This window comes from Lacinutrix algicola (assembly GCF_001418085.1).
GTDB classification, from domain to species: domain Bacteria; phylum Bacteroidota; class Bacteroidia; order Flavobacteriales; family Flavobacteriaceae; genus Lacinutrix; species Lacinutrix algicola.
This window is the reverse complement of record NZ_LIQH01000044.1, coordinates 20,589-36,390: the sequence shown is the minus strand read 5'-3', so window position 1 is coordinate 36,390 and position 15,802 is coordinate 20,589. Positions and strand designations below refer to the sequence as shown.

The 15,802-nt window shown below is 29.9% G+C and carries 20 protein-coding genes; all 20 read left to right on the top strand.

Annotated elements, in window-relative coordinates:
• Positions 1 to 60 precede the first annotated feature (60 nt).
• Positions 61 to 2,463, top strand: coding sequence for an erythromycin esterase family protein (locus ASC41_RS15985; protein ID WP_055437661.1), 2,403 nt, complete (start codon positions 61 to 63; stop codon positions 2,461 to 2,463).
• A 210-nt stretch (positions 2,464 to 2,673) separates the two neighbouring features.
• Positions 2,674 to 2,922 carry a hypothetical protein gene (locus ASC41_RS15980; RefSeq protein WP_055437660.1) on the top strand — a complete coding sequence of 83 codons (249 nt, stop codon included), beginning with the start codon at positions 2,674 to 2,676 and terminating at the stop codon, positions 2,920 to 2,922.
• Entirely contained in the window at positions 2,915 to 3,211 is a 297-nt protein-coding gene (locus ASC41_RS15975) for a type II toxin-antitoxin system RelE/ParE family toxin (RefSeq protein WP_055437659.1), read from the top strand. Before ASC41_RS15980 ends, ASC41_RS15975 begins: the two co-directional genes overlap by 8 nt.
• Positions 3,212 to 3,467: 256 nt before the next feature.
• Positions 3,468 to 3,839 (top strand): transposase, encoded by a 372-nt coding sequence (locus tag ASC41_RS15970; protein WP_055434618.1) that lies wholly within the window; start codon positions 3,468 to 3,470, stop codon positions 3,837 to 3,839.
• A 35-nt stretch (positions 3,840 to 3,874) separates the two neighbouring features.
• A complete protein-coding gene (locus tag ASC41_RS16875; protein ID WP_055437658.1) occupies positions 3,875 to 4,366 on the top strand; it encodes a DDE-type integrase/transposase/recombinase in 492 nt (163 codons plus the stop codon).
• Positions 4,367 to 4,370: 4 nt separating this feature from the next.
• Entirely contained in the window at positions 4,371 to 4,691 is a 321-nt protein-coding gene (locus ASC41_RS16870; protein WP_152971503.1) for an integrase core domain-containing protein, read from the top strand.
• A 153-nt stretch (positions 4,692 to 4,844) separates the two neighbouring features.
• Positions 4,845 to 5,288 (top strand): hypothetical protein, encoded by a 444-nt coding sequence (locus ASC41_RS15955; protein ID WP_152971502.1) that lies wholly within the window; start codon positions 4,845 to 4,847, stop codon positions 5,286 to 5,288.
• A 1,365-nt stretch (positions 5,289 to 6,653) separates the two neighbouring features.
• On the top strand, positions 6,654 to 7,268 hold the full coding sequence (locus tag ASC41_RS15950) for a hypothetical protein (protein WP_055437656.1): 615 nt from the start codon (positions 6,654 to 6,656) through the stop codon (positions 7,266 to 7,268).
• A gap of 146 nt (positions 7,269 to 7,414) precedes the next feature.
• Positions 7,415 to 7,933: a hypothetical protein gene (locus ASC41_RS15945; RefSeq protein ID WP_055437655.1), complete on the top strand. Its 519-nt coding sequence runs from the start codon at positions 7,415 to 7,417 to the stop codon at positions 7,931 to 7,933.
• 242 nt (positions 7,934 to 8,175) lie between these two features.
• Positions 8,176 to 8,571 carry a hypothetical protein gene (locus ASC41_RS15940; RefSeq protein WP_055437654.1) on the top strand — a complete coding sequence of 132 codons (396 nt, stop codon included), beginning with the start codon at positions 8,176 to 8,178 and terminating at the stop codon, positions 8,569 to 8,571.
• 270 nt (positions 8,572 to 8,841) lie between these two features.
• Positions 8,842 to 9,201, top strand: coding sequence for a hypothetical protein (locus tag ASC41_RS15935; protein ID WP_152971501.1), 360 nt, complete (start codon positions 8,842 to 8,844; stop codon positions 9,199 to 9,201).
• A gap of 165 nt (positions 9,202 to 9,366) precedes the next feature.
• Entirely contained in the window at positions 9,367 to 9,939 is a 573-nt protein-coding gene (locus ASC41_RS15930) for a hypothetical protein (protein ID WP_055437652.1), read from the top strand.
• 188 nt (positions 9,940 to 10,127) lie between these two features.
• Complete coding sequence (locus tag ASC41_RS17220) at positions 10,128 to 10,283, top strand: hypothetical protein (RefSeq protein WP_241489688.1); 156 nt, start codon at positions 10,128 to 10,130, stop codon at positions 10,281 to 10,283.
• Positions 10,284 to 10,296: 13 nt separating this feature from the next.
• Positions 10,297 to 10,500, top strand: coding sequence for a hypothetical protein (locus ASC41_RS17215; protein WP_241489687.1), 204 nt, complete (start codon positions 10,297 to 10,299; stop codon positions 10,498 to 10,500).
• 35 nt (positions 10,501 to 10,535) lie between these two features.
• Entirely contained in the window at positions 10,536 to 11,351 is an 816-nt protein-coding gene (locus ASC41_RS15920; RefSeq protein ID WP_160318803.1) for an IS3 family transposase, read from the top strand.
• 55 nt (positions 11,352 to 11,406) lie between these two features.
• Positions 11,407 to 11,952: an NUMOD4 domain-containing protein gene (locus ASC41_RS15915; protein ID WP_055437651.1), complete on the top strand. Its 546-nt coding sequence runs from the start codon at positions 11,407 to 11,409 to the stop codon at positions 11,950 to 11,952.
• Between the two features lie 566 nt (positions 11,953 to 12,518).
• Positions 12,519 to 13,013: a hypothetical protein gene (locus ASC41_RS15910; protein ID WP_152971500.1), complete on the top strand. Its 495-nt coding sequence runs from the start codon at positions 12,519 to 12,521 to the stop codon at positions 13,011 to 13,013.
• 276 nt (positions 13,014 to 13,289) lie between these two features.
• Complete coding sequence (locus tag ASC41_RS15905) at positions 13,290 to 14,126, top strand: LytR/AlgR family response regulator transcription factor (RefSeq protein WP_055437650.1); 837 nt, start codon at positions 13,290 to 13,292, stop codon at positions 14,124 to 14,126.
• Between the two features lie 125 nt (positions 14,127 to 14,251).
• Positions 14,252 to 14,914: a CPBP family intramembrane glutamic endopeptidase gene (locus ASC41_RS15900; RefSeq protein ID WP_055437649.1), complete on the top strand. Its 663-nt coding sequence runs from the start codon at positions 14,252 to 14,254 to the stop codon at positions 14,912 to 14,914.
• A 569-nt stretch (positions 14,915 to 15,483) separates the two neighbouring features.
• Positions 15,484 to 15,798, top strand: coding sequence for a hypothetical protein (locus ASC41_RS15895; RefSeq protein WP_055437648.1), 315 nt, complete (start codon positions 15,484 to 15,486; stop codon positions 15,796 to 15,798).
• Positions 15,799 to 15,802: the final 4 nt, after the last annotated feature.

The window sequence follows — 15,802 nt, the reverse complement described above, 5'->3', positions numbered from 1 at the left end:
ATAATAAAACCTATTACTGAAAATGGATTATTATCATTGTATTTTAAATGCAATATTTTTATGAAAAACTTAATTATTATTTGTTCTATACTTTTTGTAAACTTAATACAATCACAAGAATTAAAAATAGAAGAACTTCTTCCTCCTGAATCTAAAGAATACACAGATTTAGGATTTCTAAAAAATGAATTACAAGGAAAACAACTTGTGATGCTTGGAGAACAAACTCATATGTATGGAAACATATTTGAGATGAAAGCACGAGTTTTGGAATACCTTCATAAAGAGTTAGGATTTACAACTATTGCAATGGAATCTTCAATGTACGACATTTGGAGAATGAACAAAAACGGTTTTAATTCCAAAGATTTTAATACCGCAGTTTGGGGAGTTTGGTCTAATACTTTAGAATTTCAAAGAGTTGTTAAATATATAGAAAAAAACAATTTAAAAGTTATTGGTTTCGATTCTCAAGTAAATAATACTTCACAATTTGTAGAAGATTTTTATGATTATTTGGAAAGTCAAAATATTACTTTAAAATTAGACGAAGATGATTTAGGCATTATCATCGAGGGAGTTTTAGAAAATGTAACCATTGAGGAAGATGATATAAAATATAAAGTTTACGAAAAGGAGGTCAATAGAATTATAAAGCAAATAGAAAAATTAGAACCTAATGAAACTAATTATTATTGGAAACAGTTTACTAAAAGTCTTTTAGCTTGTTCACAAGAATCTTATTACAATAAAAAAGAAATTCTCACCACCGATTTTGGCAACAAAAATGACAATATAAGAGATAAACAAATGGCTGATAACTTATTGAGTTACATCAATAGAAATCCGAATGAAAAAATTATTTGTTGGGCAGATAATGTTCATATTATCAACGATAATTCAAGTATAAAAAAACCAATTGCAAAAGAGTTTATTTCAATGGGTTCTTATTTTCATAAAACATTAAAAGACAAATCATATAGTTTGGCTACAATACACGCAAATGATTCTCTTTTTGACTTAGGTACTAAAAAATGGCATTCAACATCTATTAAAAAAAGTTCATTTGAATATGAGTTGAGTAATTTAAATAAACCTTACTTGTTTGTAACTTCAAATCAAGAAGAAATGCAATCAATAAAAGAAACAAGATTATTAAACTTTGTCGATTTTACAAATGCTCGATTAGACCAATTACACGATGGTTATATATTTTTTAAAAATGCGACATTACCAAAATTAGAAACCCCAATTGACAGCGTAAATGTTTCTAACAAACAACAAGATTTTGAGGAAAAAATAGAACAAATTGAAATAGGTAAGAATGTCATTCTAAAAGGTCAACTTATTGACAAAGAAAGTAAAGAACCTATTCCGTTTGCTACCTTAATACTAAAAAAAGAAGAAATTTACAGAGTAGCAGATGAAAATGGTTTTTACGAATTGCCAATAAAAGAAACTATGATAGAAAACGCAAGTGTTGAAATTTCATCAATGGGTTTTGAAACTCGCACTATTAGATTAAAAGAGCTAAAAGATAAAACCTATTTTAATCAAAAGTTTCAAACGTTAAATGAAGTTGTTATAACTGGCTTTTTATCTCCAAAAACAGTATTAAAGAAAGCAATTTTAAATAAAAAGATAAATCATCCAACCAAGCCTTTTAATTTTTACAGATATGGCAAAGTTTTGATAAACAAAAATGACACAAACGAATTAGATTTGGAGTTAATAACAAAAGACTATGACGATGGTTATTTATCTCCTTTCGTTATAACACAAAGAGTCGAACAAATAAAATGGAACAAGAATAATAACCCGAAAAAATATAAATACTCTTCTGATTTTTTCTCTTATCGTCAGAATGCTATTCGCTACGCAAATATCTTACACAAAAGAAAATATAAAAAATTCAATTTAAAATTTGTAAAATCGGACAATCCAATAGATGAAACTACATATATTATTTCATTCCAAACAGAAAGGAATAAATGGAATTACACAAATAAACCTTATCCAACAGAGTATTCTGGCAGAGTTTATATTGATAAAGAAACATTTGCTATTGTAAAGGTTGTAGAAAATTGGGAAACAACTTTAAAATCTGAAGAAATTGAAAAACACTTTAAAGAATACGAAAGCTATAAACGCTTTATAAAGGCAAAACAAATTACCATTAAAGAGGAAAATACTTGTACTTATTCTAATATTTTTAATGATGGAAAATATTACGCAACAAAATATTTTAATAGATCTTATGAAGAAATACAAAATATAGATGACAAAATAGAGAATAGAGTTTTAGAAATGGATTCCGAGCTTTATGACTTTGAGCTAAATAATCTTGAAGAAATAGAATATGAATTTCGTAAAATGGAACAAACAGTATTGAATCGTGTAGAATATGACAAAATATTTTGGAATTCATTTTACAAACGAAAGAAAGGAGAAAAGACTGAATAAAAAACTATTGCCAACACCGTGTAAAATTAATTGCTGGTTTTAGCCAATTTACGAAAGTTCTCGCGGACTCGCTATCTGTGATTTATTTACTAACTTTAGTGCTTAAAACACGCAACTAATCTTACACAACAACGTTGTGCTTAATGTAAAAAAAACGTAGTAATTATAAAACTCGAATTTTTATAATTATCTTTACTGTAAATATTTATTATGAATTCAGCAGAAATAAAAATAGACTTGTTTAGAAAATTAGATTCACTAAAGGGAAACCGATTAGAAGAAGCTTATGGTATGTTGTTGAACTATATTAATGGAAAGAACGAACTTGACGATTGGCAAAGTCTGACTCAAGAGCAACAAGACGGAATTAGATTCGGTGTTGAACAACTTGATAACGGAGAGGGAAAAAAGCATAGTAAAGTAATGTCTGATATTAGAAAAAGATATACAAATGCTTAAAGAAGTTATTTGGTCTCCTTCAGCGGAGAATGATTTTGAATCAATTTTAGATTATCTACAGTTACATTGGAATGAAAGAATAATAAATAGATTCATTAACAAAGTGGATGATAATATTAGCCTGATACTTGAAGACTATAAGATATTCCCAGTAATTAACGAAGAGCTTCAAATAAGGAAAAGTGTGATTTCAAAACAGAACACATTATATTATAGAGAGAAATCTGGAAAACTTGAAATAGTAAGAATTTTTGATTCACGACAAGACCCTCATAAATTGAAATTTTAGAGAAACAAACACTAAGCACAACAATATGTATAATTAATACGGGGTTTTGTGCTTTATCAAAGTTTAGTGTATATTTACTAAGTCCGTCAAATCATTTTGATTTGACTTTAGTACAGAAAAAATAAAGGCAAACAAAATGCTTTGCCTCGTGCTAAATTGAAAGTCTGCTGACTTTCTATTCCCGCACTAACAATACACGAAACGTTGTGCATAATTTTGACCCGTCCTGAAATAAGGCTACATAATTTTAAACATTATGTATAGAAATGACAAAGTAATTAGACGTTACAGTGAACCTTTTAAATTAAAAATCTTAGCCGAACTTACAATCGGAAAACACACAAAGAGTGAACTTTGTAAACTCTACTCTATTGCACCTACAACAGTAAATGTGTGGATTAAAAAGTATAATCGTAAAGACTTAATGAACACCAGAGTAAAAGTGGAAACAAAAGACGAAATATCTAGAATTAAAGCACTTCAAAAAGAGGTTGAACAACTTAAAAAACTACTACTTAAAAAGGATCTCGATGCTATGGTCCAGGATTGTTATCTGGAAGTAGCTGCTGAAGATCTTGGCTATAAATCAGTTAATGAACTAAAAAAAAAGCTAAGTATAAAGCCTTAAGTAAAGCCAAAAAGATATCTAAGGGATTTGCTACTTTGACAACTATAACCCATTGTTTTGGACTTAAACGTAATGCTTATTACAAGCATAAAAACAGAGCTGATAAGCGTTTAAACCTAGAACTACAGATTATTAATATCGTTAGAAAAAGACGCAAATCCCTTCCTAGAGAAGGCGTGAGAAAACTTGTAAAATCATTAAATGCAGATTTTAATAAAGCCAATATTAAAGTTGGTAGAGATACTTTATTTAATGTGCTTAGAAAAAATCAAATGCTGACACTTAGAAGGAAAACCAGTGCTAGAACTACGAACTCTTATCATCGTTTTTATAAATATAATAACATCATAAAAGACTTAGAAGTTACTAGAGCTAACCAAGTTTGGGTATCTGATATCACATACATTAGAACCATAAAGGGTTTTTGCTACCTGGCTTTAATAACAGATATGCATTCCAGGAAAATAGTTGGTTATGATATTAGTGATAGCTTGGAACTTAAAGGATGTGTGAGAGCGGCTAAATAAGGCCATTTATCAAGCTAAAAGCATTAAACAACTTATTCATCATTCGGACAGAGGAATACAGTATTGTAGCAATGTATACACACAAATACTCAAAAGAAAAAAGATAGATATTAGTATGACCGAAGAAAATCATTGTTACGAAAATGCAATGGCAGAACGTGTAAATGGAATTTTAAAAGATGAATTTTATTTAGACCAGACCTTTGATAACGTGAGTCACGCTAAGAGAGCTGCAAAAAATGCGATTAATTTATACAATGAAGTAAGATTACATTTATCTTTAGATTATAAAACACCTAATATGGTATATAAATTATCAGCTTAATTCAATTTTAACCTGTAGCCATATTTCAGGACAAGACATTTGAAAATGAACAAACCGACAATAATTTTACTTCTGATTTTAACGCTGTTTAGTTGTCAAAAAAACGTTGAACGGATTGACATTGCGAATGAATTACGAGGAAATACTTATGATATGACCTCAATTGGAGAAAAAGACACTTTGACTGTCGAATTTAAAGATTCAACTTATACTATATTTGAGTATAGCGACAGAAATTTACCTTGGAGAATTGCATCTTTTGACAATAACGACATTCTAGTTTTTGACAGACAAGTAATTGCTATAAAGCAAACGGACAAAAATATATTTAAAGGACTACTAATTTCGGAAAAGGATTATAAAGTAACTCTTGAGAAAAGAAAAACTAATTGGAATAAAGAGCTACTAAACGGAATTTGGATTGAGGAAAAAAACTATGATTTATACTTGAATGATAGTTTACCTGAAATACCACACCACCTGCACCACCAGGAATTTCTGAAAGTGATTTTCAATATCCACCATTTTACGAAATTAAAGGAGATACTATTTCTTCTACTTATTTTTACCAAGTTTCTAAATCAAATATTGATATAAGTAATTCAGCTGAATTCATAAATATGAAATTGCGGAGTGATTTTGACAAAGTTGAGAAATTGTGGAAAATTAAAGAACTGAACGACAGTATAATGATTATCGACAGAACAATAGAAAAAGAAAACAAGAAGTTTAGTTTCTTGACAAAGACAGAAGAAAATATTAAACTAATAAAAAACGTTAGCTAACACCGTATAAAAATAATTGCGGTTTTAGTGCTTAATCAAAGATCGTTGCGTGTTTGTAACGTCTGATTTTCCTGCGGAAAATCCTCGCATACAAACCCGCAACTATTCTTATACATAAACGTTGTAAGCAATGCGCGAAAAACGCTAACGATTAAAATTTAGATACTGCCGAATTTTGTGTTTTATATTTGCATATGTTTAATTTAAAAAAATTTTAAATGGGAAAATCAAAGACACCACCAAACGGACCAAGTAAAACTCCAAACCCTTCTGGAAAAGGACGAGGAAATAATCAACCTAAACCAGGAAAAACTCCTCCTCCAGCTCCAAAAAAATAATAAAACCCTTATTCTGCACTATTAAGATAATAGTGCAGAATTTAAATTATGGAAATAGAACATTTATATAAAAGAGAACCGAATTTAGCATTCATTATTGCTTGTATATTAAAATACAACTTTCATTCCTTTAAGAGTTTTTGATTTATATTTTCACTATTGTGAATTTCTAAATTTAAGAGAAAAAGAATCTAGTAAGTATAGCGATTTAGAAATAATAAATATTCTATCACAAATTTATCCAGAGAAAATTGGTAAAAATGTTCTTTACGCTCTAACCAATTTATCTAAAAACACCTTTAATAAACATTTTGAAAAAATTCTTTCTTAAGAATAACTTTAAAGGAAGAAGAAAATTCACACTTTATGAAACTTATCTTATTTAAATGAATGGCAAGGGAAAGGAAAGTGGTCTATGCCAAATGCAATAAAAAAAACAAAAAATACGCGGAAATTATAAATTCTGGAAATTATAAACAATTAGCAACAGAATTTAATCTAATTAAAAATAATTATAAGATAAAGATAAGTATTCACCAAAAGAAGTTAAAGAGTTTTTAATTCATTTAGCTTATGATGATTCCCTTGAAGAAGAAGTTTTACTTCAAAATGAAAAATTTAATAATTATTCACTTTATGCTTTTGGAATTATAATAATAATTAGGGTTTTGGAAAAAAGCACTGCTTACAACACCGTATATAATTAATGGCTAGTTTTAGCTTGCTTACGAAAATCTTTACAGATTTTCTATTCGGTTTTTATTTGCTAAATTAGGTGCTGAAACACGCCACTAATCATATACAAACACGTTGTAAGTAATTTAAAAACCCAAGGAAACATGAATTTCAGAATCATTTTATTATTATCTCTTATAAGTTTAAGCAGCTATTCGCAATCAAAACAAAAATTTGAAAATGGAAACTTGACCGTAGATTATCAGAAAGCGAAAAAAGTATCTAAAACTTTTAATTTGAATTCATCTTCAAAACTAAAATCTGAGAGTTTTATAAAAATAAGTATAAAGTGTAAAATTAAATCGCTTAATAAAGAAGATATTGATATTAATAAATTTTCATTAGTAGATCACAAAAATAAGCTAAGATATAGACCTATGGATATATCTTTTCAACCAGTAATGGGATACTTAGCATACCCTAAACTATTAAAATCTAAACTGAAACTTGGAAGCATGTATAAACATCAAGCTGGATTAGCCTATAAACCTGAAATAAAAGATAGCTACGTTGAATATACTATAGAAGGATATACTGATGTAGAAGTACCATTTAATTTCGGAACAAAAAAGAATCCAAAAAAATCTGTAGTCTATTTTAGACCTAATAATTTTCATAAATTTAAATCTCTTTTCTTTTTTCCAATTAGTAAAAGCGCTGAAAATCCTGATTTGGAATTCTATTATGGGAAAGAGAAAATATCAAAAGTTGAATTATAAAAAAACTACTTACAACACCGTATAAAAATAATTGCTGCTTAGTGCTTAATCAAAGGTCGTTGCGTGTTTGTAACGTCTGATTTTCCTTCGGAAAATCCTCGCATACAAACCCGCAACTATTCTTATACATAAACGTTGCCAACAATTTGAGAAAAACGCTACAAATATTAATTCTGCTAACTTTTGGACTGAATTTATCAGCTCAAGAAGTAGTTATTGAATCGGAAATCAAAATCGATTCAACTGAATTGAAAATCACTCAATCGGATTTTGAATTTTACGCATATAGTACATTTGACAACAGAAAAACTGATTCATTAATTGTAACAATCGGAAATATTGGAACAAGTATTACAGCGATTAAGATTGATTTAACCGAACACAAAAAGCCAAAAGTTAAACTCACTCTTTGGTCTGATTATGGGGAATATGACGGAAAAAATACTTTGGATGTCGAACTGGAATTTTATGAATTGGAAATAAATGCGACTGAATTCAAAAAAGGCGACCGAATTATGGGACGAGTTAAAGGAAAGTCAAAAATGATTTCTAATAATTCTGGTGGTTACCAAATCGAATTTGATGGAGAATTTAGTCATATAATAGGAAAACTAATGATTAAGAAAAAAGCGGAACAAAGTTTTAGAATAATAGATAATGAATAATAACTGTGGGCAACACCGTATATAATTTATTGCTGGCTTTTCGCTCACTTACGAAAGTCCTCGTGGACTTTCTTGGTCGGTAATTATTTATTAAATTAGTTGCTTAAAACACGCAACAAACCATATACAAACACGTTAGCCACAAGTTAACCAAACCAACGAAAATCGAGTTTAATTCAAGTTTTTAGTTTTTAAGAAAACGAAATCGGAATGAAAAATATTACGTAAAATTATCTTTAAAAATGCTGAAATCGGAATTTATATCTAACATTTTAGAACTTCTTTTAGATGGAGATAAAGAAGGAATTGACGCAAAATTGCAATTGGAATACTTGACAGAATCAGATTATGAATATACAGGTTCAGGAGTTTTTATTGGATTTGAGCATAAAAACGGAATTGAAAAATTTAAAGCGGATAAAAGCGACTTGATTTTAGATGGAGTTAGAATAAAATCGACTGAATTAGAAATTGGTGCAGATTGTACTTTATTTTTTAAAAATGGATTAATTGACAATCTTGAAATCTGGTCGTTTAGCGGAAATTATCCTAAAAAAGAATTGAGCGATTACGAATTGACTCAAGAATGGAAAAATTCGCCAGATAGGAAAATAATAGTGAATAAAACCAGTGGCTAACACCGTATATAATTTATTGCTGGTTCTAGCCTGCTTACGAAAACCCTCGCGGATTTTCTATTCGGTTTTTATTTGCTAAATTACGTTCTTAACCACGCAACAAACCATATACAAACACGTTGTGCATAATATAGACAAACAGATCGCTGAATGAAAAAAACTATAATCTTAATCACAATATTTCTTCTAATCGCACTTAAAATCAATGCGCAAAAATTGACTTGTTCGGATTTTAAAATCGGAACTTTCTACATTCCAACGAGTGATGAAATGAAAAAATATAAAATTACTTCAAATGACAGTATAAGTGAAATGACAGTCGAAAGAGACCTAAATGTTAATCGTTATGTTGTTATCCGAGAAAAAAACTCTCAAACCGAATGGAAAAACGGAATCGGAAACGGAAACCCAACTTATGAAATTCTTGAATGGATTGATGACTGTACTTATCGACTAACTTACGATTCTTCCAAAGGAGAAATGGACGAAATGACTAAATGGGTAAATGAAAATAACGGAATTGTTGTTTCTAAAATTAAAATTGAAGGAAAATGTTTATTTTACGATGCTACAATGACAACGAATGAAGGACAAAAAATTTCACAAGAAGGAATAATTTGCTTAGAATAAATACTATGCACAACACCGTATAAAAATAATTGCGGCTTAATGCTTAATCAAAGGTCGTTGCGTGTTTGTAACGTCTGATTTTCCTGCGGAAAATCCTCGCATACAAACCCGCAACTATTCTTATACATAAACGTTGGCAAACATACCCAAAACGAAATCAAGTAAATGAACAAAATTGAAAAAATGTTAGGTTTTGGATTAATAATCCTAAGCATATTTAGACTTATAATTAACTATCCTTATTCAGGTCAAATAATTACTCTTTTTGCGTTCGTTTTGTCATTAATTTATTTCTTTTTGAGCTTTGAACTTTTTAAAAGTACTAAGAAAGACCCAACAGATAAAACAAGTTTACTCAGAAAAACAGGTATTATAATAACCGGAATTACTTTAGCACTTGTAGTTCTTGGCATTTTATTTAAATTTATGAGATGGCCAAATGGAAGTTGGATGTTAAAGCAAAGCCTTTTATGGTTAATACCGATATTGATAATTGTAATTTATAAGTTTTCAAAAACTAAAGCTGAATTTTATAAAAATCTATTAAGTAGAATATTAATAATAGGATTTTTTGGAATTTTATTGCTGTTTACGAAAAATGAAACCCTATTGGAAATGCAATATCAAGATTTTCCAGAATATGTTGAGGCTGAAAAAAATCTAATGCTCGACCCAATGAATAAAGAATTAGAACGAATAGCGAACAAAGAACATAAAAAAATGCTTCAATCGGAATAAAAGTACGATTTGCCAACACCGTATAAAAATAATTGCGGTTTAGTGCTTAATCAGAGGTCGTTGCGTGTTTGTAACGTCTGAATTTCCTTCGGAAATTCCTCGCATACAAACCCGCAACTATTCTTATACATAAACGTTACCCAACATTTTGACCCGTCCTGAAATAAGGCTACATAATTTTAAACATTATGTATAGAAATGACAAAGTAATTAGACGTTACAGTGAACCTTTTAAATTAAAAATCTTAGCCGAACTTACAATCGGAAAACACACAAAGAGTGAACTTTGTAAACTCTACTCTATTGCACCTACAACAGTAAATGTGTGGATTAAAAAGGTATAATCGTAAAGACTTAATGAACACCAGAGTAAAAGTGGAAACAAAAGACGAAATATCTAGAATTAAAGCACTTCAAAAAGAGGTTGAACAACTTAAAAAACTACTACTTAAAAAGGATCTCGATGCTATGGTCCAGGATTGTTATCTGGAAGTAGCTGCTGAAGATCTTGGCTATAAATCAGTTAATGAACTAAAAAAAAAGCTAAGTATAAAGCCTTAAGTAAAGCCAAAAAGATATCTAAGGGATTTGCTACTTTGACAACTATAACCCATTGTTTTGGACTTAAACGTAATGCTTATTACAAGCATAAAAACAGAGCTGATAAGCGTTTAAACCTAGAACTACAGATTATTAATATCGTTAGAAAAAGACGCAAATCCCTTCCTAGAGAAGGCGTGAGAAAACTTGTAAAATCATTAAATGCAGATTTTAATAAAGCCAATATTAAAGTTGGTAGAGATACTTTATTTAATGTGCTTAGAAAAAATCAAATGCTGACACTTAGAAGGAAAACCAGTGCTAGAACTACGAACTCTTATCATCGTTTTTATAAATATAATAACATCATAAAAGACTTAGAAGTTACTAGAGCTAACCAAGTTTGGGTATCTGATATCACATACATTAGAACCATAAAGGGTTTTTGCTACCTGGCTTTAATAACAGATATGCATTCCAGGAAAATAGTTGGTTATGATATTAGTGATAGCTTGGAACTTAAAGGATGTGTGAGAGCGCTAAATAAGGCCATTTATCAAGCTAAAAGCATTAAACAACTTATTCATCATTCGGACAGAGGAATACAGTATTGTAGCAATGTATACACACAAATACTCAAAAGAAAAAAGATAGATATTAGTATGACCGAAGAAAATCATTGTTACGAAAATGCAATGGCAGAACGTGTAAATGGAATTTTAAAAGATGAATTTTATTTAGACCAGACCTTTGATAACGTGAGTCACGCTAAGAGAGCTGCAAAAAATGCGATTAATTTATACAATGAAGTAAGATTACATTTATCTTTAGATTATAAAACACCTAATATGGTATATAAATTATCAGCTTAATTCAATTTTAACCTGTAGCCATATTTCAGGACAAGACATTTGAAAAAAATAGAGAATGATAAGAGATTATTGGAAAGAGGAATGGAAAGAGATTCAATTTGATGACAAAATTTCTGAAAACGAAAAATATAAAATATCAAATTACGGCAGAATTATAAACTGCAAAACCGACAAAGAGTTTCTTGTAAAAGAATCTTTTATAAACGGATATCAAAACTTACCACTTAAACAAAAAAAGAACGGTAAACAAACGAGCAGATACGTACACAAACTTGTTGCGGAACATTTTCTGGATAAAAATAATGGAATTTGTGTTATCCATTTGAATTATGATAAAACCGACAATCGAATTGAAAATCTAAAATGGGCTGACAAAAGAGAAAAAGAACTTCATCAATTTAGTAATCCAAATTGGAAAGGAATTGTTGAAAAAAGAAGTAAAAATATTGGTAAATTAAGTGAGGGAAAAGTAAAAATAATTAAACGTCAATTAAAAAATAATAGAACAAGAATTAATATGATTGCGAAACGTTTTGGAGTATCTGATACGCAAATTCATAGGATAAAAACAGGAGAAAATTGGAGTTCTGTAACGGAATAAAAAACGTTGGGTAACACCGTGTAAAAAACATTGCTTATTTTAGTTAAACCGAAAGGTTATTGCTTTTTTGCTAACTCTGATTTTCCTGCGGAAAATCCTCGCATACAAAAACGCCACGTTCCTTACACATCAACGTTAGCGCACATTGCTCACTCGGCTCAAAAAAAATAAATCGTTCTAAAGTGGTTTAAAAAGTAAAAATAGATTCCTATATTTCTCACTCAACCGGTTTCGGACCAAAGCAAAGCGCAACTGTTGCGTACGACTGATTATTGAAACGGTAAATCGGAACGGTAAAAAAATAAATTACAAAAAACTCACTTTCGAACTTCCGACCAAAGCAAAGTGCAACTGTTGCGTGCTAATGATTTTAGGAACGCTTAATTTAAACGGTTTAATAATAACGTGCGCTAACATTGTATAAAAATAATGCTTAATTTAGTACCGAAACTATGGAAGTGCTTCTTTTGCTAGCTTCTGATTTTCCTACGGAAAATCCCAGCAAACAAAAACGCACTATCTTTATACTTAACCGTTAGCTACAATTTGAAAACAGAATCGTGAAAATGAATTGGAAATCAATATTTGGAAGTAATAAGTCATCGGTAAAAGTAGAATCAGAAGAATTCAATGACGCTTACTATGACAAACAGATCGACTTCTATTACACGAATCTTATAAATTCATTAATACTTTTTACTTTTACCACAAACGAACTTGAGAAATTAGCGGGTCCTGTATTCAATCCAATATCTGAACTTGAATCAGAAATTGACTACGCATATACACCAGTGTGCTTCGATACAATTTTCAGGAATGAAAGAATAGAAAAGTCATTTAAAAATGAATTGATTTCCTTTAAGAAAAGGACAGATGAAATTCCGGCGGAAATTTGGGATTGGGAATTTATAGACAATCACGACAGTTGGATTGAGATAAGAAAAAAAGCAAATGAACTATTGGACAAGCTCGGCATAACAAATCGTGAATACAATGACGACTACACAACTGTATATGATAATGAAGGAAATATTATAAAAAAAGGAAAAAACTGTAGCTAACACCGTATAAAATTAAGTGCTAGTTTTAGCTTGTTTACGAAAATCCCTTCGGATTTTCTATCCAGTATTTATTTACTAATTTAGTTGCTCAACCACGCACCTATCCTTATACATAAACGTTGTGCTTCATTACCATAAACCGCTAACCAATAATGAAACTCTTTAGAAAAATTAGACAAAACTTACTTCTTGGAGTAAAATTGAAAAATATATTAAACCTATTTTTGAAGAAATTATTTTTCACGTTTGAATCTTACAAAAAAGAGTTACTAACTTATGACTATTAAACAGCCTACCAAGAATGCATTAAAAACAGTATCGCTTAAATTTAATCATAGTTCTCTTTGGAGTTGGGTTCAGAAATTAATTGTTTTTATAATTTTCTCTTTAGTTGTAAATCATTTATCAACTCCTGAGAGTTTTCCAGATGGTAAATCGTATAGATTTCCAATAGAAGGTTTTCTATCCACTATTGCTTTGTGTATTCTTATTGGAATCATAGCAGAGCTTAATTTCAAATTTTACAAGAAAAAGTATTTCTCTAAAAAAGTAGAAATCGCCTCTATCTCATGGTATATGGTTACTACTCTTGGGTATATTACCGTTATGTATATTCCGTTAGGTATTGCCTTAAATATAATTGCTGGTGGAGAAACAGAATTCTATTATTTATTAATTGGATTGCTAATTACCTTGTTGTTAAGTTTTATTCTCATAGGACTAGCATATTCCCTAGACATCTACAATTTATATAAGCTATCTATAAAAGGTTATGAAATTACTATTGAAAGTGGTGCGAAAATAACCAAGCTTACCTACGAAAAAATTGCATGTTTCTATAGCGAAAACAAAATTGTATATACTGTTCAAAATGATGGCACCACAATCACCACAGATTTTACATTGAATGAACTCGAAGAAAAAATAAACGACCAATTGTTTTTTAGAGCCAATCGTCAAATTATCATTCATAAAGATGCGGTAGACCATGTTGAAAAGATTGAAAATGGCAAATTACGAATTAGGTTAAAAACTTCTATTGAAAATGATACGATTGCCAAAATCAACATCAGTCGTTATAAACGAAAAGAATTTATGGATTGGTTTCAATAAAAAATTAAAAAAACTAACGACTATTCAGATATTAATTTGGGACTATTCAGTAAAAGAATGAGTATTTAAAGGGTTTTTCAGAAGTTTTGTTCATTATTTCGCTTTGAATTTAAAATCAAATAACAATGAACAAAATTACATTACGAAATACATTAATACCATTATTTACCCTAGCATTTATTTGTTTCATGTACTTTGGGCCAATCACTAGAACACCTTTTGAAAATATAATTATCTCTATTATCATTATTATAGCTAATTATATAGAGTACCAAGGAAAACCATTTTCAGCGCTTGGTTTTAAACGTAAAAAATTCAATGCAAAAAACCTCCTTGTACATGCTCCATTAGTTGCACTAGGCCTCTTTATTTTTTATGTTTTTGCAGTCGTTCCTGGAATCGGGATGCTAACAGGAGTTACTATTGATTATTCAAGCATGAGCCAATTGAAAGGAAATCTTGGAAACACAATCATCTGGTTATTGATAGTGTGGGCTACTGCTGGATTTGGAGAAGAAATTATTTTTAGAGGTTATCTTATGCGACAGTTCGTCAAATTCTTTGGAGATAGTAAAATCAGTCTTGCTATAAATATTCTAATAATTTGTGGTTTTTTTGGATATATGCACATGCAGCAAGGGATTACTGGACAACTAGTCGTAGTAATTATCGGAGCACTCTTATCTATAATATTCTACATTCGCAAATATGATTTGTGGTTTTTGATTATGATACATGGTTTTTTTAACACACTAGGTATTTTGAGTTTTTACTTTGGTTTGGCTTAACGATAACTAAAAGTACCGCTAAGATTTTTACTTAATCTATGTAAGTGTTGTTAAAAAAAATAAGTTGCTTAAAATAACGAAAGCACAACACCGTATATAATTTATTGCTTGCTTCTCGCCTACTTACGAAAGTCCTCGCGGACTTTCTTGGTCGGTAATTATTTACTAAATTAGTTGCTTGAAACACGCAACAAACCATATACAACAACGTTGCCGTCCATTGCTCACTCGGCTCAAAAAACGGTAGTTCACTCAAAAGTCTATTAAAATAAATAACGGTTTCCGATCCAATAATTGCGCAATCTTTGCGTACGACTGACCTCACTCCCACGCAATCTTTGTTAAACCGATTTACTAAGCTTTGCGCAACTCTTAAGCCGATAAAATAATTCCTGTAACGTACGGCAACATTGTATAAAAATTATGCTTAATTTAGTCCTGAAACAATGCAAGTGCTTCTTTTGCTAGCTTCTGATTTTCCTACGGAAAATCCCAGCAAACAAAAACGCACTATCCTTATACCTAACCGTTGGCAGTAATTAAAACAGATCGTAACTAAACTATAAAATTTGGAATTAACAACTGAAATAGCATTGCTTTTAGGAGCATTAATAGGAGGCTCAATTTCTATTTTGACAACTTGGATACAACATAGAAGCCAAATAAATAGAGATTTAACAAGAATTGCGTATGAAATGGCAGTCAAGGAATATGAAACAATAATAGCAAATAGTCCAGGAAAGAGAGTCGCACCTCTTGAATCTTTTGTTACATATTATATTGAATACTTAAAAATCGTGAAATCAAACAAATTTAAACTTAATGACATTTCCAAATTAAGAGAATTTAGAGATCAATTAAACAAAATATACCAGAATAATTAAGATT